The 25087-nt window shown below is 62.6% G+C and carries 23 protein-coding genes and 1 tRNA gene; 16 read left to right on the top strand and 8 right to left on the bottom strand.

Translation table 11 applies throughout. From position 1 onward, the window contains the following. Nucleotides 1-99 precede the first annotated feature (99 nt). Genes CAL28_RS18040 through dapC form a run of 5 tightly spaced genes read right to left on the bottom strand, consistent with a single transcriptional unit; the run spans nucleotide 100 to nucleotide 6130 of the window. A complete protein-coding gene (locus tag CAL28_RS18040) occupies nucleotides 100-2049 on the bottom strand; it encodes an ABC-F family ATP-binding cassette domain-containing protein (protein WP_094842652.1) in 1950 nt (649 codons plus the stop codon). Further along, nucleotides 2046-2942 carry a 50S ribosomal protein L3 N(5)-glutamine methyltransferase gene (gene prmB / locus CAL28_RS18035; RefSeq protein WP_094842651.1) on the bottom strand — a complete coding sequence of 299 codons (897 nt, stop codon included), beginning with the start codon at nucleotides 2940-2942 and terminating at the stop codon, nucleotides 2046-2048. Before prmB ends, CAL28_RS18040 begins: the two co-directional genes overlap by 4 nt. A gap of 7 nt (nucleotides 2943-2949) precedes the next feature. Beyond that, nucleotides 2950-4089 (bottom strand): succinyl-diaminopimelate desuccinylase, encoded by a 1140-nt coding sequence (dapE, locus tag CAL28_RS18030; RefSeq protein WP_094842650.1) that lies wholly within the window; start codon nucleotides 4087-4089, stop codon nucleotides 2950-2952. Then, on the bottom strand, nucleotides 4089-4910 hold the full coding sequence (dapD, locus tag CAL28_RS18025; RefSeq protein ID WP_094842649.1) for a 2,3,4,5-tetrahydropyridine-2,6-dicarboxylate N-succinyltransferase: 822 nt from the start codon (nucleotides 4908-4910) through the stop codon (nucleotides 4089-4091). Before dapD ends, dapE begins: the two co-directional genes overlap by 1 nt. A gap of 20 nt (nucleotides 4911-4930) precedes the next feature. Beyond that, the gene (dapC, locus tag CAL28_RS18020; protein ID WP_094842648.1) at nucleotides 4931-6130 is read right to left on the bottom strand and encodes a succinyldiaminopimelate transaminase; all 1200 of its coding nucleotides are present in this window, start codon (nucleotides 6128-6130) and stop codon (nucleotides 4931-4933) included. Nucleotides 6131-6174: 44 nt separating this feature from the next. On the opposite strand from dapC, the gene CAL28_RS18015 reads away from it, so the two are divergent. Then, a tRNA-Leu gene (locus tag CAL28_RS18015) sits at nucleotides 6175-6261 on the top strand. A gap of 654 nt (nucleotides 6262-6915) precedes the next feature. Then, complete coding sequence (locus CAL28_RS18010) at nucleotides 6916-7122, top strand: cold-shock protein (protein WP_086065757.1); 207 nt, start codon at nucleotides 6916-6918, stop codon at nucleotides 7120-7122. A gap of 145 nt (nucleotides 7123-7267) precedes the next feature. Here the strand turns inward: CAL28_RS18010 and CAL28_RS18005 are convergent, their stop codons facing one another. Continuing rightward, entirely contained in the window at nucleotides 7268-7840 is a 573-nt protein-coding gene (locus CAL28_RS18005) for a TIGR00645 family protein (RefSeq protein WP_176464158.1), read from the bottom strand. A gap of 225 nt (nucleotides 7841-8065) precedes the next feature. Between CAL28_RS18005 and tig the strand changes: the two genes are divergently transcribed. The 4 genes from tig (at nucleotide 8066) to lon (ending at nucleotide 14055) form a co-directional block, all read left to right on the top strand. After that, nucleotides 8066-9376, top strand: coding sequence for a trigger factor (gene tig, locus CAL28_RS18000; RefSeq protein ID WP_094842646.1), 1311 nt, complete (start codon nucleotides 8066-8068; stop codon nucleotides 9374-9376). After that, on the top strand, nucleotides 9376-10032 hold the full coding sequence (gene clpP / locus CAL28_RS17995; RefSeq protein ID WP_094842645.1) for an ATP-dependent Clp endopeptidase proteolytic subunit ClpP: 657 nt from the start codon (nucleotides 9376-9378) through the stop codon (nucleotides 10030-10032). The genes tig and clpP overlap by 1 nt, the downstream gene beginning before the upstream one ends. Before the next feature lie 97 nt (nucleotides 10033-10129). Continuing rightward, on the top strand, nucleotides 10130-11428 hold the full coding sequence (gene clpX / locus CAL28_RS17990) for an ATP-dependent Clp protease ATP-binding subunit ClpX (RefSeq protein WP_094842644.1): 1299 nt from the start codon (nucleotides 10130-10132) through the stop codon (nucleotides 11426-11428). Nucleotides 11429-11604: 176 nt separating this feature from the next. Then, the gene (gene lon / locus CAL28_RS17985; protein ID WP_094842643.1) at nucleotides 11605-14055 is read left to right on the top strand and encodes an endopeptidase La; all 2451 of its coding nucleotides are present in this window, start codon (nucleotides 11605-11607) and stop codon (nucleotides 14053-14055) included. 60 nt (nucleotides 14056-14115) lie between these two features. Here the strand turns inward: lon and lexA are convergent, their stop codons facing one another. Both lexA and CAL28_RS17975 read right to left on the bottom strand, forming a co-directional pair. Next, nucleotides 14116-14766, bottom strand: a complete 651-nt coding sequence (lexA, locus tag CAL28_RS17980) for a transcriptional repressor LexA (RefSeq protein WP_094842642.1) — start codon at nucleotides 14764-14766, stop codon at nucleotides 14116-14118. A gap of 152 nt (nucleotides 14767-14918) precedes the next feature. After that, nucleotides 14919-16124: an amino acid aminotransferase gene (locus CAL28_RS17975; protein ID WP_094842641.1), complete on the bottom strand. Its 1206-nt coding sequence runs from the start codon at nucleotides 16122-16124 to the stop codon at nucleotides 14919-14921. Between the two features lie 77 nt (nucleotides 16125-16201). Between CAL28_RS17975 and uvrB the strand changes: the two genes are divergently transcribed. The 10 genes from uvrB to iscX all read left to right on the top strand — a co-directional run bounded on the left by uvrB (nucleotide 16202) and on the right by iscX (nucleotide 25035). Next, nucleotides 16202-18229 carry an excinuclease ABC subunit UvrB gene (gene uvrB, locus CAL28_RS17970; protein ID WP_094842640.1) on the top strand — a complete coding sequence of 676 codons (2028 nt, stop codon included), beginning with the start codon at nucleotides 16202-16204 and terminating at the stop codon, nucleotides 18227-18229. Between the two features lie 304 nt (nucleotides 18230-18533). Further along, complete coding sequence (locus CAL28_RS17965) at nucleotides 18534-19025, top strand: low molecular weight protein-tyrosine-phosphatase (RefSeq protein ID WP_066351875.1); 492 nt, start codon at nucleotides 18534-18536, stop codon at nucleotides 19023-19025. A gap of 421 nt (nucleotides 19026-19446) precedes the next feature. Then, nucleotides 19447-19995 (top strand): Fe-S cluster assembly transcriptional regulator IscR, encoded by a 549-nt coding sequence (iscR, locus tag CAL28_RS17960; RefSeq protein ID WP_094842639.1) that lies wholly within the window; start codon nucleotides 19447-19449, stop codon nucleotides 19993-19995. Between the two features lie 22 nt (nucleotides 19996-20017). Then, a complete protein-coding gene (locus CAL28_RS17955) occupies nucleotides 20018-21229 on the top strand; it encodes an IscS subfamily cysteine desulfurase (RefSeq protein WP_094842638.1) in 1212 nt (403 codons plus the stop codon). 78 nt (nucleotides 21230-21307) lie between these two features. Next, a complete protein-coding gene (iscU, locus tag CAL28_RS17950) occupies nucleotides 21308-21694 on the top strand; it encodes a Fe-S cluster assembly scaffold IscU (RefSeq protein WP_094842637.1) in 387 nt (128 codons plus the stop codon). Nucleotide 21695: 1 nt separating this feature from the next. Further along, nucleotides 21696-22019, top strand: a complete 324-nt coding sequence (gene iscA, locus CAL28_RS17945) for an iron-sulfur cluster assembly protein IscA (RefSeq protein WP_094842636.1) — start codon at nucleotides 21696-21698, stop codon at nucleotides 22017-22019. A gap of 3 nt (nucleotides 22020-22022) precedes the next feature. Further along, nucleotides 22023-22541: a Fe-S protein assembly co-chaperone HscB gene (hscB, locus tag CAL28_RS17940; protein WP_094842635.1), complete on the top strand. Its 519-nt coding sequence runs from the start codon at nucleotides 22023-22025 to the stop codon at nucleotides 22539-22541. Between the two features lie 67 nt (nucleotides 22542-22608). Then, nucleotides 22609-24474 carry a Fe-S protein assembly chaperone HscA gene (gene hscA, locus CAL28_RS17935; RefSeq protein WP_094842634.1) on the top strand — a complete coding sequence of 622 codons (1866 nt, stop codon included), beginning with the start codon at nucleotides 22609-22611 and terminating at the stop codon, nucleotides 24472-24474. Nucleotides 24475-24499: 25 nt separating this feature from the next. Next, nucleotides 24500-24841, top strand: a complete 342-nt coding sequence (gene fdx, locus CAL28_RS17930; RefSeq protein ID WP_094842633.1) for an ISC system 2Fe-2S type ferredoxin — start codon at nucleotides 24500-24502, stop codon at nucleotides 24839-24841. Further along, complete coding sequence (iscX, locus tag CAL28_RS17925) at nucleotides 24841-25035, top strand: Fe-S cluster assembly protein IscX (protein ID WP_094842632.1); 195 nt, start codon at nucleotides 24841-24843, stop codon at nucleotides 25033-25035. The genes fdx and iscX overlap by 1 nt, the downstream gene beginning before the upstream one ends. Nucleotides 25036-25087 lie beyond the last annotated feature (52 nt).

The following is a 25087-nucleotide window of genomic DNA, read 5'->3' as shown; positions in this document are numbered from 1 at the left end:
GCCGACACGGGACGCGGGGCCGCCCGGCCGGATCGTTTCGTGCCTCAGGCTGTGCAATACCGGAAACAAGCGGGCGTCCATGGGAAAGCCCGCTTGCTTTCAGGAAGGCGAGGAAACCGAGGCGGTTTTCTCCGCCGCCTCGATGGCTTCGTGCAAACCCAGCCACTGTTCTTCCAGTGCCGCCATGCGTTTGCCCAGTTCGCCGTGTTCGCTCATGACTTTCTGGCGTTCCGCGCGGCGAGCGTCCGAGTACAGGTCGGCATCGGCAATCAATGCGTCCAGGGATTCCAGGCGCGTCCGCACGGTTTCCATTTCGGCGTCCACCTTGGCCAGCTTGGCCTCCAGCGGCTTGCGGGCCGCCGCCACGCGTTGCCGCTGTTCGGCCTCCAGGCGGCGCTGCTGCTTGCGGTCCGCGGGAGGCGGCGTATCGCTCGCGTTGGCACGCGCGGCTTCGGCTTTTTCCTCCGTGCCCCGCGCGGCCAGCCAATCCCGATAGTCTTCCAGGTCGCCTTCGAATTCACGTACCGTGCCATCGGCGACGATCCAGAAGCTGTCCACCGTGGTGCGCAACAGGTGGCGGTCGTGGGACACCAGCAGCATACTGCCGGCGAATTCCGCCAGCGCCGCGGCCAGCGCCTCGCGCGTTTCCACATCCAGGTGGTTGCTGGGTTCGTCGAGCAGAAGCAGGTTGGGCTTCTGCCAGACGATCAGCGACAACGCCAGACGCGCCTTTTCGCCGCCGGACATGGGACCCACCAGCCCCGTCACGGCGTCCCCGGAGAAGCCGAAACCGCCCAGGTAGTTGCGCAATTCCTGTTCGCGCGCGTTGGGTGCGATGCGGGCCAAATGCAGTAGCGGCGTGGCGTTCAGATCCAGCATATCCAGCTGGTGCTGCGCGAAGTAGCCGATCGACAGGCCACGCGAGGCCCGCCGTTCGCCCGATCGCACGGGCAGGGTCTCGGCCAAGGTCTTCACCAGCGTGCTCTTGCCCGCGCCGTTGGCGCCCAGGATGCCCACACGGCTGCCCGCGCGCACCATCAGCGTCACGTCGCGCAGGATATCGACCGGACGGCCGTTGTCATCCGTATACCCCGCCGATAGCTTCTCCAGGACCAGCAACGGATCCGGCATATGGTCCGGTGACGGAATGCGGATGTCGATGCCGGCTTCGGCGTGCAGCGGTGCCAGCGTCTGCATGCGCGCCAATGCCTTGACCCGGCTTTGCGCCTGCTTGGCCTTGGATGCCTTGGCCTTGAAGCGGTCGATGAATCCCTGCAAGCGGGCCGTTTCCCGGCTTTGCTTTTCCCAGGCAATGCGGGTTTGACGCAAGCGCTCGGCACGTTGCTCGAGGAAATCCTGGTAGCCGCCACGGTAGCGCACGAGCTTGCCGTGGTCGAAATGCAGGATGGCCTTGGCCGCTGCATCCAGGAATTCCGTGTCGTGGGAAATCAGCAATACCGTGCCGGGATACGCCGTCAGCCATTTTTCCAGCCACAGCATGGCGTCCAGATCCAGGTGGTTGGTCGGCTCGTCGAGCAGCAGCAGGTCGGACGGCGCCATCAGCGCGCGCGCCAGCGCCAGGCGCATGCGCCAGCCGCCGGAAAAGCTGGCAACCGGCTGGGTCCATTCCGCCGGCTTGAAGCCCAACCCGGCAAGCAGTTGTTCGGCGCGCGACGGCGCGCTCCAGGCGCCGGCTTCAATCAGCGCGGCTTCGGTTTCGGCGATTTCGGTACCCTGGTGATCGGCGAGCGTGGCACGCCGGGCCTGCAGCGCTCGCAGAGGCGTATCGCCATCGATGACGAACTCGCGCGCGGGACGGTCGTCGGCGTGCAGTTCCTGTTGAACGCTGGCGATGCGCCAATCGGGAGGCAGGGTAAGGCTGCCGGCATCGACGTCGAGCGCGCCCGTCAGCAACGCGAACAGGGACGATTTTCCCGCGCCATTCTTGCCGACGATGCCGACGCGTTCTCCCGGGTTGACGACGAAGTCGGCGTCGTCCAGCAGGACCTTCGTCCCGCGGCGCAGGGTGATTCCAGATCCGCGTATCACGGTGCCAGTTGCTCGCGGGTCAGCAGAATGATCTGGTCCGAGGCCTCGGACGAATCCAGCCAGACGGGTTCCAACTGAGGAAATGCGCTTTCGAAATGCGCGCGCTCGTGGCCGATTTCCAGTACCAGCAGCCCCTTGGGCGCCAGGTAGGCAGGGGACTCGGTCAGGATGCGCCGGACCAGGTCCATGCCGTCATCGCCGCCAGCCAGGGCCAGATGCGGCTCGTGCCGGTACTCCTGCGGCAAGGCATGCATGGAGTCCGCATTCACGTAGGGTGGGTTGCAAATGATCACGTCGTACTGGCGCGGCGCCAGTTTCTGGAACAGATCGCTGCAATGCAGGAAGACACGGTCATGCAGGTTGTAGGCGCCCACGTTATGCATCGCGACTTCCAGCGCGCTGGCTGAAATATCGACGCCGTCGACGTGCGCGAAGGGAAATGCCAGTGCGGACAGCACCGCCAGGCAGCCCGAGCCGGTGCACATGTCCAGGACATACTCGACCGTTTCGGGGTCCGCCACCCAGGGCGAGAGGCTGTCATCCAGCAGTTCGGCGATCGGCGAGCGGGGCACGATGACGCGGTTGTCGACATAGAAGCGGCGCCCGCGCAGCCATGCTTCGTTGGTCAGGTAAGGGGCCGGCACGCGCTCGCGCACGCGCTTGTCCAGCAGCGCCAGTACCTGTTCGCGTTCTTCAGCCAGAACGTGCGCGTCCAGGAAGGGATCCAACGTATCGAGGGGAAGGTGCAGCGTGTGCAGTACCAGATACACGGCTTCGTCCCAGGCATTGTCGCTGCCGTGGCCGAAACTGACCTGGCCCGCGTTCAGACGGGAAACGCCATAGCGGATAAGGTCGCGGACGGTGAGCAATTCGGGGCGATTGGATAAGGACATTGGACGGTCACACCGCGAGCAGCAGGTTTTCGACCGTGCGGCGATAAATGTTCTTCAGGGGAACGAGCGAGTCGAGTTCGATGCGTTCGTTGACTTTGTGGATGGTCGCGTTGCAGGGACCGAATTCGATGACCTGCGGGCAGACCTTGGCCAGGAAACGGCCATCGGACGTACCGCCGGTAGTGGACAGTTCCGTTTCCAGTCCCGTTTCCGCGCGGATGGCGTCGGTGAGCGCGGTGCTGAGCGTGCCTTTCGGAGTCAGGAAGGGTTCGCCGCCCAGCGCCCAATCGATGTGGTAGTCGACGCCGTGCTTGTCCAGCACGGTCGTGACACGGGCCTTCAGGCTGTCAGGCGTACTCGCGGTGGAAAAACGGAAGTTGAACACCAGGACCGCTTCGCCGGGCACGATATTGGTTGCGCCCGTGCCGGCGGACATATTGGAGACCTGGAATGTCGTCGGAGGAAAGTAGGCATTGCCCTGGTCCCATTCGATGGAGACCAGTTCGGCCAGTGCCGGCGCAACGTCGTGAACGGCATTGCGCGCCAGATGCGGATAGGCGACGTGGCCCTGCATGCCTTTGACCTTCAGGCGTCCCGTCAGGGAGCCGCGCCGGCCGTTCTTGCAAACGTCGCCCAGGCGATCGGTCGAGGTGGGTTCTCCCACAATGCAGTAGTCCAGCGTTTCTCCACGTTCTTGCAGCCATTCGCACACGCGCACGGTGCCGTCCACCGAAGGGCCTTCTTCATCGGAGGTCAGCAGCAGCGCGATGGAACCGGCATGCGAGGGGTGGGCTGCCACGAATTCCTCGACCGCCACCACGAACGCCGCGATGGAGCTTTTCATGTCGGCCGCGCCGCGTCCATACAGGAAACCGTCGCGCTCGACCGGTACGAAAGGATCGCTTTCCCATTTCTCCAGCGGGCCGGTGGGGACCACGTCGGTGTGTCCGGCGAATACCACCAGCGGGCCGGTCGTCCCGCGGCGCGCCCACAGATTGGTTACGCCGTTGCGAACGATGCTTTCGCAGCGAAAACCGCTCTGTTCCAGCCGCAGTGCCAGCATCCGCTGGCAGTCGAAGTCTGCCGGCGTGACCGAGGGGCGGGCGATCAGATCCTTGACCAGGTCGAGTACGGCGGTTGCAGCCATTACGCCCTCAGCAAATCATTGATGCTGGTCTTCGCACGGGTCTGGGCGTCCACGCGCTTGACGATCACGGCGCAATACAGGCTGTGCGAACCATCGGCCGCGGGCAGCGACCCCGGCACGACCACCGAACCCGACGGGATGCGACCATAGGTGATCTTGCCCGTGGCGCGATCGAAGATCTTGGTGCTTTGCGACAGGTAAACACCCATGGAGAGCACCGAGTTCTCTTCCACGATGACGCCTTCCACGATTTCGGAGCGCGCGCCGATGAAGCAGTTATCTTCGATGATGGTGGGATTGGCCTGCAGCGGCTCCAGCACGCCGCCGATGCCGACGCCGCCGGACAGATGGACGTTCTTGCCGATCTGCGCGCACGATCCGACGGTGGCCCAGGTATCGACCATGGTGCCTTCGTCCACATAGGCGCCCAGGTTCACGTACGACGGCATCAGGACCACGTTGCGGCCAATGAAGGCGCCACGGCGCGCCACGGCGGGCGGCACCACGCGGTAGCCGCCGTGCTGGAACGCGGCGTTGCCATATTCGGCGAACTTCAGCGGCACCTTGTCGTAGAACTGCAGCGGGGCTTCGCCCATGACGGCGTTCTCTTGCAGGCGGAACGACAGCAGGACCGCCTTCTTGATCCATTGATGCACCAGCCATTCACCCGTCGTTTTATCCGCCACGCGCAGGCGACCCGTGTCCAGGGCATCGATGGTGTGTTCGACGGCTTCGCGGATTTCCGCGCTGGCATCGGTGGGCGTCAGGGAGGCCCTGGCTTCCCAGGCGTATTCGATGGTTGTTTGAAGGTCGAGAGTCATGTTTTTCAACGGTTGAGGGGTTAGACAGCAGTCTTGGCGAAATTGGCGATGCGTTCGGCGGCGTCGACGCACTGCGCCAACGGGGCGACCAGCGCCATGCGGATGCGGTTCAGCCCGGGATTGCGGCCGTGGGCGTCGCGGGCGAGATAGCTGCCCGGAAGTACCGTTACCCCGGTGCTGGCGTACAGCTCGCGCGCGAAATCCGTATCGGGTGTCGGCGTGGCGGCCCATAGATAGAACGACGCGGCGGGCCGCGTGACGCTCATCGTGCGCTGCAGAATGGGCACGACCGCATCGAATTTCTCGCGGTAAAGCCTGCGATTCTCTCGCACATGGGTCTCATCGGTCCAGGCCGCGATGCTGGCGGCCGACACGACGGGGCTCATCGCGCTGCCGTGGTAGGTCCGGTAAAGGAGGAAGCGGGCGACAAGGCTGGCGTCGCCGGCAACGAAACCCGAGCGCATGCCCGGCACGTTGGATCGCTTGGACAGGCTGGAGAAGGCGAGCAGGTTGCGATAGTCGGTACGGCCCAGTGCGTGCGCGGCCTGCAATCCGCCCAGTGGAGGCTGGGTTTCGTTCAGGTAGATCTCCGAGTAGCACTCGTCGGAAGCCACGATGAAACCGTAGCGGTCGCTCAATTCGAGGATCTCGCGCCAATCGTCCATGGTCATGACGTTGCCCGCCGGGTTGCCGGGCGAGCATACGTACACCATGCGGGTCTTGCGCCACACCTCCTCGGGAACCTGGCTCCAGTCCGGCCCGAAGTTGCGGTCGGGATCGGCGTTGACGTAATAAGGTTGGGCACCGGCCAGCAGCGCGGCGCCTTCGTAGATTTGATAGAACGGATTCGGGCAGATCACCACGTCATCGCCCGTGGGGTCGATAACGGTTTGGGCGAAGGAGAACAGCGCCTCGCGCGAGCCGAGCACGGGCAGGACCTGGGTCTCGGGATCGGGCGCGGCAATGCCGTAGCGCTTGGCCAGCCATTGCGCGATGACCTCCCGCAGACGCGTCTCGCCCTTGGTCGTGGGATAGGATGCCAGCCCGCCGGGCAGGGCCTGTACCATGGCCTGGGCGACGCGGGCCGGCGTGTCGTGCTTGGGTTCGCCGATGGATAGGTTGATGGGCGCCAGCCCACTGGGCGGCGCGCCCGCATCAGCCATCAGGCGGCGGAGTTTTTCGAAGGGGTAGGGGTGCAGTGCATCGAGGCGGGGGTTCATGGGGCGCGATTTTAACAAGCAAGCTACAATATCGGGCTCCGCTTGCGAAGGTGGCGAAATTGGTAGACGCACCAGGTTTAGGTCCTGACGCCGTAACAGGTGTAGGGGTTCGAGTCCCCTCCTTCGCACCACTCTTTGAACCCGTTGATTCAGTGGGCCCATCCGATGGGCTTAAAGCCATAAGAATCAACGGGTTGCGGGCTGTTTCGGGCCGAGTGGCAGATCCGGGCCAAGGCCGGGATCCAAGTCCCGCAGGACTACGTTGCAGGTTCGACCACGTTGCAGGTCCCGACAACAGGGTCAGGTTGCAGGTCTCGGCCGCAATCGGCCGGCAGAAGCGTTGCAAGTGCGGGACGGCTTCTCGATCCTCATGGCCGGGCCGGGCCTGGCCGGCGCCGCCATACGGTTGATCGCGGGGTTGGTTCGCGGTCGATGCGGGCCGCCAGGATGCGTTCGGGTGACTGTGCTATATCCCGTTCCGCGAATCGCCGATATATGACATTCGTCAAGGTTCCACGATCGGACAAAGTCTAAAGTTGTGGCTATTAAGCCGGGCGTGCGCTTCGTTGCGACGTCGGTCCGCCGCAAGCCACGCCAACTGCTTATTTTCGGTGGGCCGTGGTTGACCCGGAAAAAAAATCCCGATTACACTCGATCAGCGAGATATCCAAGCGACGTGGTCTTAATTCTATCTGTCGCCGTCATAGGTACTGTAGTTGCCGGTTTCCCTTCCTTGATAATCTAGCGAAATCTTTTTCTATTCATCAGCTCAGGTGGTGGCAAATATGGCAACCGGCATCGTCAAGTGGTTCAACGCGGAAAAGGGATACGGCTTTATCGTTCCCGACGATGGCAGCAAGGATCTGTTCGTGCACTTCTCGCAGATTCGCACGGAAGGGTACAAGACGCTGCAGGAAAACCAGCGCGTCACTTACGAAGTAGGCCAGGGCGCCAAGGGTCCTGCCGCCATGAATATCCAGATTCTGAAGTAGGGCTGCGCGCCGCGCCAGCGGCGGCCGTGGTCCCTGCGGTGATCCCCGCGAATCCCCTCGTCTCGCGGTGGGCGGGTGGAGCAACTGAAAGGCGTGTCTGTCGGACACGCCTTTCTCTTTTTGCAGCCTGTGTCCGCATCCGAATTCAATGCGCGGCGTGGCCCTTGGTCGGCGACGGCGGCGCCAAAAGCCGGTCCACGTAGGCGATGCCGATGGCTGAAAGAATGAACACGCAGTGAATGATCGTCTGCCACATGACGCCGCTTTCCGTGTACTTGACGTCCGCGGTGCCCAGCGCGCCGGCCTCGATGAAGGTGCGTAGCAGGTGAATCGACGAAATGCCGATGATGGCCATTGCCAGTTTGACCTTGAGCACGCTGGCGTTCACATGGCTTAACCATTCCGGCTGATCCGGATGCCCTTCCAGCCTCAGGCGCGAGACGAAGGTCTCGTAACCGCCCACGATCACCATGACCAGCAGGTTTGAAATCATGACGACGTCGATCAGGCCGAGCACGATCAACATGATCTGCTGTTCGCCGAAGGACGTCGCATGGCTGACCAAGTGCCAGAGTTCCTTCAGGAACAGCAGCACGTAAACCCCTTGCGCGACAATCAGGCCGAGATACAAGGGCAACTGCAGCCAGCGGGAACTGAAGATAAGGGCCGCCATGGTGCTCAGGCGGGGAGGGGTGTCGCCAGGGGCGCGTGGTTGCATGGGCATGAAGACTCGCGATGCGGAACGGGAGCGAATTTTATCAAGCTGACAGCAGCCTTTCCGTGCCGCCGCGTCGGCGCCCGCACGCTTCTCCATCACGTGGAATCAACGCCCGAAGTTATCCGTCCCCCGCCGCGGCGGGTGCTTGAAAGAGGGCAAACGACTTTCCGGTAAAATGACCGGTTGATTCCCATCTTCCCTTCACTCGCAAAATAGGTCTTTTCAATGCAGCCTGTGGTTGAAACCCTCTCCGGCCTGAAGCGCCGCGTCGATCTGTCCGTGTCCGTGGCGGACGTCGAAAAAGAAGTCCAGGCGCAGCTGAAGCGCGTCGCGCGCACCGCCAAGGTGCCCGGCTTCCGTCCCGGCAAAGTGCCCATGGCCATGCTGGAGCGCAGCCACGGCCCCGGCATTCGCTACGACGTTATCAACACGCAGGTGGGCCGTGCGTTCGAACAGGCCGTGGATTCCGCCAAGTTGCGTATCGCCGGCGCTCCTTCCATCGAACCGAAGACCGAAGGCGTCGCGGAAGACGCGCTGGCGTTCTCCGCCACGTTCGAGGTCTATCCCGAAATTTCCGTGCCGGACCTGGCCAGCCTGTCGGTGACCCGCTATGACAGCCCGGTGACCGACGCCCAGGTGGACCAGACCATCGAGGTCCTGCGCAAGCAGCGCGCGACCTACGAGGCGCGCGAAGGCCGTGCCGCGCAGGACGGCGACCGCGTCACGCTGGACTTCGCCGGCACGATCGACGGCGTGCCGTTCGAAGGCGGCAAGGCCGAAGGGTTCCCGTTCGTGCTGGGCCAGGGCCGCATGCTGCCCGAGTTCGAAGCCGCGGCGAAGGGCCTGAAAGCGGGCGACACCAAGGTGTTTCCGCTGACGTTCCCGGCCGACTACCAGGGCAAGGAAGTCGCCGGCAAGACGGCGGAGTTCACCATCACGGTCAAGGAAGTGGCCGAAGCCGTGCTGCCGGCCGTGGACAGCGAATTCGCGAAGTCGCTTGGCCAGTCCGAAGGCGATGTGGAAAAGCTGAAAGCCGACATCCGCAAGAACATCGAGCGCGAAGCCAAGACCCGCTTGCTGGTGCGCACCAAGAACAGCGTCATGGATGCATTGGCCGAAGCAGCCAAGTTCGATGTGCCCACCGCGCTGGTGGACAGCGACGTCAGCAGCCGTGTGGCGGCTGCCCGTGAAGAACTCAAGCAGCGCGGTCTGCCGAACGCCGATTCCGTGCCGATTCCGCCCGAAGCCTTCAGCACCGAGTCCGAGCGCCGCGTGCGCCTGGGCCTGCTGGTGTCCGAGCTCGTCAAGGACGCCCAATTGCAGGCCAAGCCGGAGCAGGTCCGCGCGCGCATCGAGGAATTCGCCCAGAATTACGAGGAGCCGGCGCAGGTGGTCAGCTATTATTTGGCCGACCGGCAGCGCCGCGCTGAAATCGAAGCGCTCGTCGTGGAAGACAATGTCGTTTCCTATGTGCTGGAAAAAGCCAAGGTCACGGATGAGCAGGTGCCTTTCGATCAGTTGATGGGGATGGCTTGATGAACAGATTTACGGATTTCTACGCGTCGATGCACGGCGGCTCGTCCGTGACGCCGACCGCCCTGGGGTATATCCCCATGGTGATCGAGCAGTCCGGGCGCGGCGAACGGGCATACGACATTTATTCCAGGTTGTTGCGGGAACGCGTCGTATTCCTGGTGGGCCCGGTGAATGACAATTCGGCCAACCTTGTGGTGGCCCAGTTGCTGTTCCTGGAGTCGGAAAATCCGGACAAGGACATTTCCTTCTACATCAACTCGCCGGGCGGTTCCGTTTATGCGGGCATGGCCATCTACGACACGATGAATTTCATCAAGCCGGATGTGTCCACGCTATGCACGGGGCTGGCTGCCAGCATGGGCGCGTTCCTGCTGGCCGCGGGGAAGAAGGGCAAGCGTTATTCGCTGCCCAACTCCCGCATCATGATTCACCAGCCCTCGGGCGGCGCCCAGGGCCAGGCCAGCGATATCCAGATCCAGGCGCGCGAGATCCTGGACCTGCGTTCCCGCTTGAATCGCATCCTGGCGGACAACACGGGCCAGCCGGTAGAGCGCATCGAACAGGACACGGAGCGCGACAACTTCATGTCGGCGGAAGATGCGGTATCGTATGGCTTGGTGGACAAGGTACTGGCCTCGCGTTCCGAGGATCGCTAAGGCGTCCCCGGATCCGGTTCCTTCCCGCCGCTATTTCAAGCCAGCGTAGGATGGGTGGTGCGCGCAGGCGCGGCGCCCATCGTCACCAGAGATATATATGCCTGAAAAAAAGGGATCGGCAGACGCGAAGGTGCTGCATTGCTCTTTTTGCAACAAGAGCCAGCACGAAGTCCGCAAATTGATCGCGGGCCCTTCCGTGTTCATCTGCGACGAATGCATCGATCTTTGCAACGATATTATTCGGGAAGAGGCGCAGGCGACGGCGCGAGCCGCCATTCGCTCGGAATTGCCCACCCCGACTGAAATCAAGAAGTTCCTGGACCAGTACGTGATCGGCCAGGACACCCCCAAGCGCACGCTGGCAGTTGCTGTATACAACCACTACAAGCGCATCCGCCACGGCGAGCTCAAGGGCGACGAAGTCGAGCTCTCCAAGAGCAATATCCTCCTGGTGGGTCCGACCGGTTCGGGCAAGACATTGTTGGCGCAGACCTTGGCGCGCATGTTGAATGTGCCCTTTGTCATGGCTGACGCGACCACGCTGACCGAAGCCGGATATGTCGGCGAGGACGTGGAAAACATCATTCAGAAGCTGCTCCAGAACTGCAACTATGAAGTTGAAAAGGCGCAGCGTGCGATTATCTACATCGACGAAATCGACAAGATCTCTCGCAAATCGGACAACCCGTCCATCACCCGCGACGTATCGGGCGAGGGCGTCCAGCAGGCCTTGCTCAAGCTGATCGAAGGCACGGTCGCGTCCGTGCCCCCGCAGGGCGGCCGCAAGCATCCCAACCAGGATTTTGTCCAGGTCGATACGACCAATATCCTGTTCATCGTCGGGGGCGCCTTCGACGGGCTGGAAAAGGTCATCCGCGATCGTACGGAGAAATCCGGCATCGGCTTTTCCGCGTCGGTGCGCGCCAAGTCCGAACGCGGCGTGGGGGAATTGTTCCGCGAAGCGGAGCCGGAAGACCTCATCAAGTTCGGCCTGATCCCTGAACTCGTCGGCCGTTTGCCCGTGGTGGCGACGCTCGGCGAGCTGGATGAAGCGGCCCTGGTGCAAATCCTTACCGAACCCAAGAATGCGCTGGTCAAGCAGTTCCAGAAGCTGTTTGCCATGGAAGGCGCTGAATTGGACGTGCGTCCCGCCGCCTTGCGTGCCGTCGCCCGCAAGGCGCTCAAGCGCAAGACGGGGGCACGTGGATTGCGGTCCATCCTCGAGTCCGCGCTGCTGGATACGATGTACGAGCTGCCCTCGCTCGGCAATGTCAGTCGCGTCGTGCTCGACGAGAACGTCATCGATGGCGATGGTCAGCCTTTGCTCATCTATGCGGATGATGCCGCGCAGGCATCGAAGCCGGATCGGGGCGAAGTCAGGGACGCCGCGGCCTGATTCCGCGAAAACCCGCCTCGGGAGGCGGGTCTTTCGGGGTTTTCGCGGCCGACAGCCGGAAGCTTGATTTTTCGGCTATTGTTCCCATATCAGACGTAGCTGACGATTAGACGGGACCTCGCCACCGCATTTTCCGCCGCATCGCCGATACGTTGAGTCATCCCAAGGAATTCTTTATGTCTGGCACTCAGACCCTGCCTTCCGAACCCATCGACCTCCCGCTGTTGCCGCTGCGCGACGTCGTGGTGTTCCCGCACATGGTCATCCCGCTATTCGTCGGACGTCCCCGTTCCATACGCGCGCTTGAAGTGGCGATGGAAGCCGGCAAGAGCATCATGCTGGTCGCCCAGAAGTCCGCCGGCAAGGATGATCCCTCTCCGGAGGACGTCTACGAAATTGGCTGCGTGGCAGGCATCCTCCAGATGTTGAAGCTGCCCGACGGTACTGTAAAAGTGCTGGTCGAAGGCGCGCAGCGCGCTCGCATCACCCGGGTGGACGATGTCGAATCGCACTTCACGTGCGAAGTCGTACCCATCCAGCTCGACCCCATCCAGGGCTCGGAGACCGAGGCCCTGCGACGCGCCATCGTTGCGCAGTTCGAGCAGTATGTGAAGCTGAACAAAAAGATTCCGCCTGAGATCCTGACCTCCCTGGCCGGAATCGACGATGCCGGCCGGCTGGCCGACACCATTGCCGCGCATCTGCCGCTGAAGCTCGAGCAGAAGCAGAAGATGCTGGAAATCTTCGGCACGGCCGAGCGCCTGGAAGGGCTGCTCACGCAGCTGGAAACCGAAATCGACATCCTGCAAGTCGAGAAGCGGATTCGCGGCCGCGTCAAAAAGCAGATGGAAAAGAGCCAGCGCGACTATTACCTGAATGAACAGGTAAAGGCCATCCAGAAAGAACTGGGCGAAGGCGAAGAGGGCGCCGATATCGAGGAACTCGAGAAGAAAATCGTCGCCGCCCGCATGCCCAAGGAAGCGCGCAAAAAGGCCGATGCCGAGCTGAAGAAGCTCAAGCTGATGTCGCCGATGTCCGCCGAGGCAACGGTGGTGCGCAACTATATCGACACGCTGATCAATCTGCCGTGGCGCAAGAAGAGCAAGGTCAATAACTCTATCGGGAACGCCGAAACCGTACTCGATGACGATCACTACGGCTTGGACAAGGTCAAGGAACGCATCCTTGAATACCTTGCCGTCCAGCAACGCGTCGACAAGGTAAAAGCGCCCATCCTGTGCCTGGTCGGTCCTCCGGGCGTGGGCAAGACTTCGCTGGGGCAGTCCATCGCCAAGGCGACGAACCGCAAGTTCGTCCGCATGGCGTTGGGCGGCGTGCGCGACGAAGCCGAGATCCGTGGTCACCGTCGTACCTATATCGGCTCGATGCCCGGCAAGATCCTGCAAAACATGAGCAAGGTGGGTGTCCGCAACCCCTTGTTCCTGCTGGACGAGATCGACAAGCTGGGCATGGACTTCCGTGGCGATCCTTCGTCCGCCCTCCTGGAGGTGCTGGATCCGGAACAGAACCATACGTTCCAGGATCACTACGTCGAGGTGGACTTCGATCTGTCGGACGTGATGTTCGTGGCGACCAGCAATACGCTGAACATCCCCCCGGCACTGCTGGACCGGATGGAAGTCATCCGTCTGTCCGGCTATACCGAAGACGAGAAGGTTCACATCGCCAGCGACCACCTGATTCCCAAGCTGTTGAAGAACAACGGGCTGAAGGAAGCGGAACTGACGATCGACGAATCGGCTTTGCGCGATATCGTCCGCTACTACACGCGGGAAGCCGGTGTGCGAGCGCTGGAGCGCGAGGTCGGCAAGATCTGCCGCAAGGTGGTCAAGCAACTGCTGACGGAGCGTGATGCCAAGTCGAAGGCCGACGGCAAAGGCGAGGCGAAGCCTATCGCCGTGACGTCAGAGAACCTGAACGATTACCTGGGCGTGCGCCGCTATAACTTCGGCATGGCGGAGAAAGAAAACCAGGTTGGCCAAGTTACAGGCCTGGCCTGGACCGAGGTGGGCGGCGATCTGCTGACCATCGAAGTCGCCGATATGCCTGGTAAAGGCGCCATCCAGCGCACGGGTTCACTGGGCGACGTGATGAAGGAATCCGTCGAGGCGGCACGTACGGTCGTGCGGTCGCGCGCTCGCCGGCTGGGCTTTGCCGACAGCGTTTTCGAAAAGCGCGATATGCACGTCCACGTGCCGGAAGGCGCGACGCCCAAGGACGGTCCGTCCGCGGGTATCGCCATCACCACTGCCATGGTGTCGGCCTTGTCGGGCATCCCGGTGCGCGCGGACGTGGCCATGACAGGCGAAATCACGCTGCGTGGGGAAGTGCTGGCCATTGGCGGTTTGAAGGAAAAGTTGCTTGCCGCGCATCGGGGTGGCATCAAGACCGTGCTGATCCCCGAGGAAAACGTCAAGGATCTGGCTGAGATTCCCGACAACGTGAAGAATCAGCTGGAGGTCGTGCCGGTTCGCTGGATCGACAAGGTGCTGGAACGTGCGCTGGAACGCATGCCCGAGGCGATTTCGGAAGAGGAAGCCAAGGACAAGCCGCTGGTGACGCCGGCACCCGCGACGGAATCGGTCGACCCGGTCATCAAGCACTGACCTCGTCGCCGTGCCTTGTTCGCAAGGGCCTGCAGCGCAAGCTGTCAGGCCCTTTGCTTTTCAGTGCAGCGCCTGGATACGAATCAGTCCGACCGCGATGCCTTCCAGGGCGAATTCCTGACCGGGCTGGACAACGATGGGCTGGAAATCCGGGTTTTCCGGCAGGAGTTCGATGCGGCCGCCTTCGCGGTGCAGCCGTTTTACCGTGACGTCTTCATCGATCCGGGCTACCACGATCTGGCCTTCGCGGGCTTCGCTGGCTTTTTTGACGGCCAGCAGGTCGCCGTCGAGGATGCCGATATCGCGCATGCTCATTCCCCGCACTTTGAGCAGATAGTCCGGACGCTGCGTGAACAGGGCGGGGTCCACGCCCACGTCCCGTTCGACATGTTCGGCGGCCAGGATGGGGCTGCCCGCCGCTACCCGCCCTACGAGCGGCAGCATGAGCTGGGCAAGGGAAGGGATGGGCAGCATGGCTTGCCCGCCTTCATGGCGCGGATCCTTCAGGCGGATGCCGCGGGACGCACCGGCAGTCAGCTCGATCGCGCCTTTGCGGGCCAGGGCTTTCAGATGGTCTTCCGCCGCGTTCGGCGAGCGGAACCCCAATGCCTGGGCAATTTCCGCGCGAGTGGGCGGAAACCCCGTACTGGCGACCGCCTGGCGTATGAGGTCGAGGATTTGCTGTTGGCGTTCGGTAAGTTTGCTGGCCATTTGCGGGTTCCTGCTTCCCTGTATGGATATACAGCTCCGCATTTTGGGGGACGCAGCTTCAAAACGCAAGGGGCTATCGCGCTTTACGGGCTTGGCGCTCGTAAAAAGAATGGGGCCCTCAGGCCCCATTCCGTTTTCGCAAGCTGCGGGTCTTAGCCCTTCAGTACCGCCGCGATCGCCTTGGCGACGGCATCGATGTTCTGGCTGTTGAGCGCCGCCACGCAAATCCGCCCGCTGGAGATCGCATAGATGCCGTGTTCTTCGCGCAGGCGATCGACCTGGGCCGCGGTCAACCCCGAATACGAGAACATGCCGCGCTGCTGCAGGACGAAGCTGAAGTCCTGCTGCACACCCTGTTCCTTGATCTTTTCGACCAGTTGGCGCCGCATCAGTCGAATGCGCTCGCGCATGCTGCCCAGTTCCTGCTCCCACAGCGTGAAGAGTTCAGGCGTATTCAGCACGGTGGAGACGACGGTGCCGCCATGCGTGGGCGGATTCGAGTAGTTGGTACGGATGACGCGCTTGAGCTGGCTGAGCACGCGTGTCGCTTCGTCCTTGCTGCCGGAGATCACCGTCAGCGCGCCGACGCGTTCGCCATACAGCGAGAAGGACTTGGAAAATGACGAGCTGACGAACACCGTCATGTCCATGCCGGCGAAAAGACGTACGACCGCGGCATCTTCCTGCAGGCCTGCCCCGAACCCCTGGTAAGCGATGTCCAGGAAGGGAACCAGGTCGCGCTCCTTGACGACATTGGCGATCTGCTGCCATTGCTCCGGCGTGGGATCCACGCCGGTGGGGTTGTGGCAGCAGGCGTGCAGCACGACCACGCTGCGCGCCGGCATCGCCTTCAGACCGGCAAGCATGCCTTCGAAGTTCAGGCCGTGGGTTGCCGGGTCATAGTACGGGTAGGTTTCGACCTGGAAGCCGGCCCGTTCGAACAGTGCCCGGTGGTTTTCCCAGCTGGGATCGCTGATGTAGGCCTTCGACTGAGGCAGCAGCTGATGCAGGAAATCGGCGCCGATCTTCAGCGCGCCAGTGCCGCCCAGGGCTTGCGTGGTCAACACGCGGCCAGCCGCCGACAAGGGCGAATCCGCGCCCAGCAGCAGCGCCTGCGCGCCTTTGTTATACGCCGCGATGCCTTCGATCGGCAGGTAGCCGCGCGCGGCAGCTGCTTCGATGCGCGCGATTTCCGCCTTGCGCACCGCGGACAAAAGCGGAATACGCCCGTTATCGTCGTAGTACACCCCTACGCCCAGATTCACCTTGCCCGGCCGGGTATCTGCGTTGTACTGCTCATTCAGCCCAAGGATGGGATCGCGCGGGGCCAATTCGACGTTTTGGAAAAGGGAGGTCATCGGATCGTGAAGAAGGGTAGGTGGACGCGGCCGGACATGCGGCGGATAATGGGGGGTTTACCCTGAGACAGTCTAGCATGACCGCACCTGGATTCGTCGAATTTCCGGACAGCCCGTTCCAGCTCTACCAGCCCTATCCCCCGGCGGGCGACCAGCCCGGCGCGATCGGCGCGCTGGTGGACGGCGTGCGGGACGGCTTGATGTACCAGACCCTGCTCGGCGTGACCGGTTCGGGGAAGACGTACACGATGGCGAACATGATCGCCAGGCTGGGCCGTCCCGCGCTGGTTCTGGCGCCCAATAAAACCCTGGCCGCGCAGCTGTACGCCGAAATGCGCGAATTCTTTCCCAAGAATGCCGTCGAGTATTTCGTTTCCTACTACGACTACTACCAGCCCGAGGCCTATGTGCCGACGCGCGATCTGTTCATCGAGAAAGACTCGTCGATCAACGAGCATATCGAGCAGATGCGGCTGTCAGCCACCAAAAGCCTGCTCGAGCGGCGCGACACGGTCATCGTCGGGACGGTCTCGTGCATCTACGGTATCGGCAACCCGGGCGATTACCATGCCATGGTGCTCATTTTGCGCACCGGCGACCGCATCTCGCGACGCGAAATCCTGGCGCGCCTGGTGGCCATGCAGTACACGCGCAACGATGCGGACTTCACGCGCGGCGCATTCCGCGTCCGAGGCGAAACCATCGACATCTTCCCGGCGGAAAGCGCGGAACTTGCGCTGCGCCTGACGTTGTTCGACGACGAAGTCGAAACCCTGGAGCTGTTCGACCCCTTGACAGGCAAGGTGCGCCAGAAGGTCCCGCGGTTTACCGTTTATCCCGGGTCGCATTACGTCACGCCGCGCGATACGGTGCTGCGGGCCATCGAAACGATCAAGGAAGAGCTGCGCGAACGCGTGCAGTTCTTCACGTCGCAAAGCAAGCTCGTCGAGGCCCAGCGTCTGGAGCAACGCACACGTTTCGATCTGGAAATGCTCCAGGAACTCGGCTTTTGCAAGGGGATCGAAAATTATTCCCGGCACTTGTCCGGTGCCGCGCCGGGCGAGCCGCCGCCTACGCTGATCGACTACCTGCCGGGCGATGCGCTGATGTTCATCGACGAAAGCCACGTCACCATCGGCCAGTTGAGCGGGATGTACCGCGGCGACCGCTCGCGCAAGGAAACCCTGGTGCAGTACGGCTTCCGCTTGCCCTCCGCCTTGGATAATCGGCCGTTGCAACTGCAGGAATTCGAAGCGCGCATGCGGCAGTGCGTGTTCGTGTCCGCGACCCCGTCCGCCTACGAGAAGGAACACTCCGACAATGTCGTCGAGCAGGTGGTGCGCCCGACCGGTCTGGTGGACCCCATCGTGGAAGTGCGTCCCGCGCATACGCAGGTGGACGACCTGCTGGGCGAGATCAAGCTGCGCGTGGCGCAGTCCGACCGGGTGCTTGTCACGACGCTGACCAAGCGCATGGCCGAAGACCTGACCGACTTCCTGGCCGAACACGGCGTCCGGGTGCGTTATCTGCATTCGGATATCGATACCGTGGAGCGTGTCGAGATTATCCGGGACCTTCGGCTGGGCACGTTCGACGTACTGGTGGGCATCAACCTGTTGCGCGAAGGGCTGGATATCCCGGAGGTGTCGCTCGTTGCCATCCTGGATGCCGACAAAGAGGGTTTCCTGCGCTCGGAGCGCAGTCTGATCCAGACAATCGGACGGGCGGCACGGAACCTGAATGGCCGGGCCATTCTCTATGCGGACCGGATAACCGATTCCATGCATCGCGCCATCGGCGAAACCGAACGCCGGCGCAAAAAGCAGGAGGAGTTCAATCTGGAGCACGGGATTACCGCCAAGGGGGTGCAGAAGGCCGTCAGGGAGCTGATCGATGGCGTCGTGGCGCCTGTCCATCACTCGACGGTCGAGGACGCGCTGCCTGCGGAATTGTTGACCGACGAAAAAGCGCTGGCGCGGGAAATCCGCCGCCTGGAGAAGCTGATGATGGATCACGCCCGCAATCTCGAGTTCGAGCAGGCCGCGGCGGCCCGCGACGCGCTGAATGCCTTGAAGGAGCGGGTGCTGCTGGACGGTGCGCGCTAACCGTCCCTTTTTGTTGTCGATCGGAAGGCGGGCGCGCCGGAGCGGAAATCCGCATGCGGTACCGCTGTCGCAGCCGTGTCACGGCGGTGACATGGCGCCGACATGATTTCGTGTTGCAACGCCGCGTCGCCTACCATTGAATTGGTGCCGGAATTGATTTAGGGATGTTCAATAGCATTATTAGGTTTACCCTATAAGTCCCTAAATCGGCTGGATTTTTTAGTCGTTTGACTTTTGTCCGGATAGTGCCTTTGTACTGAAAAAAAGCTTGCCTCCTTGCGGGTTTTCCCGCAGACTATCAAGCATGATGACCAAGGTACTTTTCGTTTGCATGGGCAACATCTGCCGCTCGCCGAGCGCAGAAGGCGTGTTCCGCCGGCTGGTCAATGATGCCGGGCTGGGCGATGTCGTGCGGATAGATTCCGCCGGTACGCATGCCTTCCATATTGGCGAAGCCCCAGATGCCCGGGCTCAGGCCGCTGCCCGGAAGCGCGGCTATGAAATCACGCATTGCGAGGCGCGTCAGGTCACGCCCGACGATTTCCGTGAATTCGATCTCATTCTGGCGATGGACTGGGAAAACCTTTCTGCGCTGCAACAGCAGTGTCCGAAGGCTTACCAGCACAAGCTGATGTTACTGATGCGGTTCGCCAACGAGTTCGAGGAAGCCACGGTTCCCGATCCTTACTATGGCGGCCCCGAAGGTTTCGGCAAGGTACTCGACTACCTGGAAGACGCCTGTCAGGGCGTGCTGGAGTTGGTGCGCAAGCGCGCCACCCAATACCAGGCGGCTTGATTCACGGGGTTTGCGTCAGCTCTGGCTGGCGCCACCCCATGGTAGAGCGACTGCCCGCCTTTTCGGTGGGCAGTTGTACGTCTAGCCGGGGATTCGTGCGGTCGCCTTAGTGGCGTCCGGTGTCATTTTTGGGGTGCCAGCCTCGCTGGCGGGGCATGGACGATCGCGGTGCCTTGTCCGTGTTGTCGTTGTTACCGTTGTCCCCGTTGTCCCCGTTGTTTAAGCCGCCCCCGGGCGGTTTTTTAACGGTCCGTCCGGCAGGGCGTTCCGCCCGGGCCCGCCCTCGTGCCGGCCTGCTTCCCGGCCCTATCGGCCGCAGGGTTTCATAGCAAATTAGTCGGGAATAGGCTATACTTGAGGCAATTACTCAGGTATTGGATCCCGGCTTGCCGGGCCTACTGGCTAAACAGGAAACCTCGATATGCGGCTGACTACTAAAGGACGTTTCGCCGTGACCGCCATGATCGACCTCGCCATGCGTCAGCACAGCGGGCCGGTTACGCTGGCGGCCATCAGCCAGCGCCAAAACATCTCCCTTTCCTACCTGGAACAACTGTTCGGCAAGCTGCGGCGCCACGAACTGGTCGACAGCGTGCGTGGTCCGGGTGGCGGGTACTCCCTGGCGCGACTGGCCCGTAATGTTACGGTCGCCGACATCATTTTCGCCGTCGACGAGCCGCTGGACGCCACCAGTTGTGGCGGCAAGCAGGACTGTACGAGCGGCAAGGATGGCAAATCCGGAAAGTGCATGACGCACGAGCTCTGGGCCACCCTTAATCGCAAGATGGTCGACTACCTGGATTCCGTGTCCTTGCAGGACCTTGTGGACCAGCAGCGTGTCCGCCAGCTTCAGGAAGCGAATAACCAGGCGCAAAACGGCACGGTGCGAGTCAACCGCATGACCAACGGTGCCGGCGTTGTCAGCCCATGTACCAGCGCGGCGCAGCCGGGCGCGTCCGCCACCGTATAAGAAAACCAGGAGCTGTACGAACATGACCAACCGTCCCATTTACCTCGACTATTCCGCCACGACGCCCGTCGATCCGCGCGTGGTGGAAAAAATGGTGCCGTGGCTGTACGAAAACTTCGGCAACCCCGCTTCGCGCAGCCATTCGATAGGCTGGGAAGCGGAGGATGCGGTGGAACGCGCCCGCGAGGAAGTCGCCAAACTGGTGAATGCCGATCCCCGCGAGATTATCTGGACGTCGGGTGCCACCGAATCGGACAACCTGGCGATCAAGGGCGCCGCGAATTTCTATAAGGAACGCGGCAAGCACATCATTACGGTCAAGACAGAGCACAAGGCTGTTCTGGATACCACGCGTGAACTGGAGCGCCAGGGGTTCGAAGTCACGTACCTCGACGTGATGGATAACGGATTGATCGACCTGGACGTGTTCAAGGCGACCTTGCGGCCCGACACGGTGCTGGTGTCGGTGATGATGGTCAATAACGAAATCGGCGTCATCCAGGATATCGAAACCCTGGGCGAGATCTGCCGCGAACGCAATATCATTTTCCATGTCGACGCCGCGCAGGCGACCGGCAAGGTGGAAATCGACCTGCAAAAACTCAAGGTCGACCTGATGTCGTTCTCCGCCCACAAGACCTATGGTCCCAAGGGTATCGGCGCCTTGTATGTGCGGCGCAAGCCGCGGGTGCGGATCGAGGCGCAGATGCATGGCGGTGGCCACGAACGCGGTTTTCGCTCGGGCACGCTGCCCACGCACCAGATCGTCGGGATGGGTGAAGCCTTCCGGCTGGCGCGCGAAGAAATGGGCACGGAAAACGAACGCATCCGCATGTTGCGAGACCGCCTCTGGGCCGGCCTGTCGGAGATCGAAGAGGTCTATCTGAACGGCGACATGGACCGCCGCGTGCCGCACAACCTGAATGTCAGTTTCAATTACGTGGAAGGCGAGTCGCTGATCATGGCCGTGAAGGAATTGGCTGTGTCGAGCGGGTCGGCCTGTACGTCCGCCAGCCTGGAGCCGTCTTACGTGCTGCGCGCGCTGGGCCGCAACGATGAGTTGGCGCATAGCTCCATCCGCTTTACGATCGGCCGCTTCACGACCGAACAGGAAATCGACTTCACGGTCGATCTGCTGAAGAAACGGGTCGGCAAGTTGCGCGATATGTCGCCCTTGTGGGAAATGGCCAAGGAAGGCGTCGATTTGAATAGCGTGCAGTGGGCGGCGCACTGATAGACACACCGGCGGGACGCCGGCCGCACGGCGCCCTCCTGTTAGAAATACCTTCGCCTGGCGAAGTGGAGAAAAATCATGGCATATAGCGAAAAAGTTCTGGATCACTACGAAAACCCGCGTAACGTGGGCTCTTTCGAAAAGGGCGACGCTTCCGTCGGCACCGGCATGGTCGGTGCGCCGGCCTGTGGCGACGTGATGAAGCTGCAGATCAAGGTCAATGCCAGCGGCGTCATCGAAGACGCGCGGTTCAAGACCTACGGCTGCGGCTCGGCCATTGCTTCCAGTTCGCTCGTGACCGAATGGGTCAAGGGCAAGACGCTGGACGAGGCGATGAGTATCCGCAATACGCAGATCGCCGAAGAGCTGGCCCTGCCGCCCGTGAAGATCCACTGTTCCATCCTGGCGGAAGACGCGATCAAGGCGGCCGTCAAGGATTACAAAGAAAAGCACACGCGGAGCTGATATGGCCGTCACGCTGACTCCTCAAGCGGCGAACCACATCAGCCGATATCTGCAGCGCCGCGGCAAAGGGGTGGGCTTGCGCCTGGGCGTCAGGACCACCGGCTGTTCCGGTATGGCATACAAGCTGGAATACGTGGATGAGCCGGATGTCGCCGACCAGGTCTTCGAAAGCCATGGAGTGAAGGTGTTCGTCGACCCGAAAAGCCTGGCGTATATCGATGGAACCGAGCTCGACTATGCCCGCGAAGGGTTGAACGAAGGGTTCAAGTTCCACAATCCCAACGAGAAGGCGACCTGCGGCTGCGGCGAGTCTTTCACGGTGTAAGCCTTGGCAGCCGTCGACGATCATTTTTCGCTGTTCGGCCTGCCGGCGCGGTTCCAGATCGATGCCGGAGCGCTCGAACAGGCGTGGCGCGCCGTCGCGGCCCGGGTGCACCCCGATCGCTATGCGACAGCGTCCCCGGCCGAACGGCGGGTGGCGATGCAATGGTCGGCCCGCGCGAACGAGGCATACCGGCAATTGCGCGATCCTTTGCTGCGGGCGCGCTACCTGTGCGAACAGGCCGGGGTCGATCTGCAGACGGAAAGCAATACGTCCATGGACGCCGATTTCCTGATGCAGCAAATGACTTGGCGCGAGATGCTGGACGACGTGCGCGAGCAGGGCGGGGCGGGGACGGCCACCAGTACGCTGCGCGCCGAGCTGCAGGACGCGGAGGCGGCCTTTCAGCGAGAGGTGTCCCGCCTGCTGGACGATCAGAACGACCCGGCCGGCGCCGCCACGAAGATCCGCGAATGGATGTTCGTGCGCAAACTGCTCCAGGAACTGGCCCAGGCCACCGACTAGGTGTCCTCCACCGCCGGACGGGCCGGCAGCGGGTCTGCCGCCATTCACACACTTATAAATCCCAACCATGGCTTTACTGCAGATTTCTGAACCGGGTGAATCTCCCGCGCCGCACGAACGCAAGCTTGCGGTCGGGATAGACCTGGGCACGACGAACTCGCTGGTCGCCACGGTACGCAGCAGCGTGCCGGAGGTTCTGCGGGACGAGGATGGCCGCGCGCTGTTGCCTTCGGCGGTGCGGTATCTTGCGCACGGCGAACCCGTCGTCGGCCATGAGGCCCTGGCCGCCCAGGCCGAAGACCCCTCCAATACCATCGTGTCGGTGAAGCGCTTCATGGGGCGTACGGCCGACGAGGCACGTGCATCCGGTGCAGGCTACGATTTCGTCGATGCGCCGGGCATGGTGCGCCTGCGCACCGCGCAGGGCGATATCAGCCCGGTGGAAGCGTCGGCGCAGATCCTGGCGCGCCTGCGCGCCCAGGCACAGGCGGCGCTGGGCGACGAGCTGGTGGGCGCGGTGATCACGGTTCCCGCTTACTTCGACGATGCCCAGCGGCAAGCCACCCGCGACGCGGCGCGCCTGGCCGGGCTGAATGTACTCCGCTTGTTGAACGAACCCACGGCCGCCGCCATCGCCTACGGGTTGGAGAATGCCTCGGAAGGCGTATATGCGGTGTACGACCTGGGGGGCGGCACGTTCGACGTTTCCATACTGCGGCTGACCAAGGGCGTATTCGAAGTCGTTGCCACGGGCGGCGACACCGCCCTGGGTGGCGACGATTTCGATGCCTTGATCGCCCAGCGCGTCATGGCAGCCGTGGCGGATTCGGACCGCTGGTCCCGCCACGACCGGCGCGCCTTGTTGGTGGCCGCGCGAGCGGCCCGCGAACGCTTGTCCGACGCGACGGAAACCACGGTAAGTTTCCAGCTGCAGGATGGAACCGCGGTGGATGCGCCGCTGACGCGGGACCAGTTCGAGAGCCTTGCCGCGCCATTGATCGAGCGTACGTTGGCCTGTGCGCGCCGCGCGTTGCGCGATGCCGACCTGACGACCGCGCAGGTGCGAGGGGTGGTCATGGTGGGGGGCGCCACCCGTATGCCGGTGGTACGCCGCGCCGTGGGCGAGCTGTTCGGCCAACCGCCGCTTACCGATCTCGATCCCGATCAAGTGGTGGCGCTGGGTGCGGCGCTGCAGGCCAACCTGCTGGCGGGCAATCGCGCGCCGGGCGAGGACTGGCTGCTGCTGGACGTCATTCCGCTGTCCCTGGGGCTGGAAACGATGGGAGGGCTGGTCGAACGCATCATCCCGCGCAACAGCACCATCCCCGTTGCGCGTGCTCAGGAATTCACCACCTTCAAGGATGGCCAGGGCGCGATGAGCATCCACGTGGTGCAGGGCGAACGCGAGCTCGTATCCGCCTGCCGCTCGCTGGCGCGGTTCGAATTGCGCGGTATTCCCCCCATGGTGGCGGGTGCCGCGCGCATCCGCGTGACCTTCCAGGTCGACGCCGATGGCCTGCTTAGCGTGACCGCCCGCGAGCAGAGCACGGGCGTGGAATCCTCCGTGACGGTGAAACCCTCCTACGGGCTCTCCGACGATGAGATCACCCGGATGCTGGCCGACAGCATCGACCAGGCGGATGCCGATGCGCGGGCGCGCATGCTGCGCGAACAGCAGGTAGAGGCGCGCCAATTGGCGGAATCGGTACGCGCGGCGCTGGCCGTCGATGGCGATCTGCTGGAGCCGTCGGAGCGCGAGCGCGTGGATGCGGCATTGGAACGCGCCGAGGCCGCGCGCGACAGTGAGAACGTCGACGAGGTGCGCGCCGCGGTGCATGAATTATCCGAATCGACGGAGTCCTTCGCGGCGAACCGCATGGACCGCAGCATCCGCCGGGCGCTGTCTGGCCGCAAGCTCGATGAGTTGACCTGACGGGTCGTTTATATCTGTTGCCATCATGCCGAAACTGACCGTATTGCCGCATCCCGATGTTTGTCCCGAAGGTAAAGTCATCGAGGATGCCCCCAGTGGGGTGTCGATCTGCCGTGTCCTGCTGGATCACGAGGTCGAGATCGAACATGCCTGCGAGCTATCGTGTGCGTGTACCACCTGCCACGTGATTGTGCGCCAAGGGTACGAATCGCTGGGCGAGGCCAGCGATATGGAAGAGGATTTGCTCGACAAGGCCTGGGGCCTGACATCGACCTCGCGCCTGTCCTGCCAGGCCAAGCTTGCCGGCCAGGACGTCACGGTCGAGATCCCGCGCTACACCATCAATCACGCCAAGGAGAACCACTGATGAAGTGGACCGATATTCACGATATCGCGGCGGCGCTGGCCGATGGGCATCCGGATATCGATCCGGCCCAGGTCCGTTTCACGGCGCTGCGCGACCTGGTACTGGCACTGCCGGATTTTGACGACGATCCCAAGCACTGTGGCGAGAAAATCCTGGAAGCGATCCAGCAGGCCTGGATCGACGAAGCGGCCTGAAGTTCTACACGGCTGACACAGTAAGAGCGGGGCGGCGGCGGTATTATCCGTA

Source organism: Bordetella genomosp. 11 (assembly GCF_002261215.1).
Classification (GTDB): Bacteria; Pseudomonadota; Gammaproteobacteria; order Burkholderiales; family Burkholderiaceae_B; genus Bordetella_C.
The sequence above is the reverse complement of the archived record's forward strand: the minus strand, read 5'-3'. Positions and strand labels throughout refer to the sequence as shown.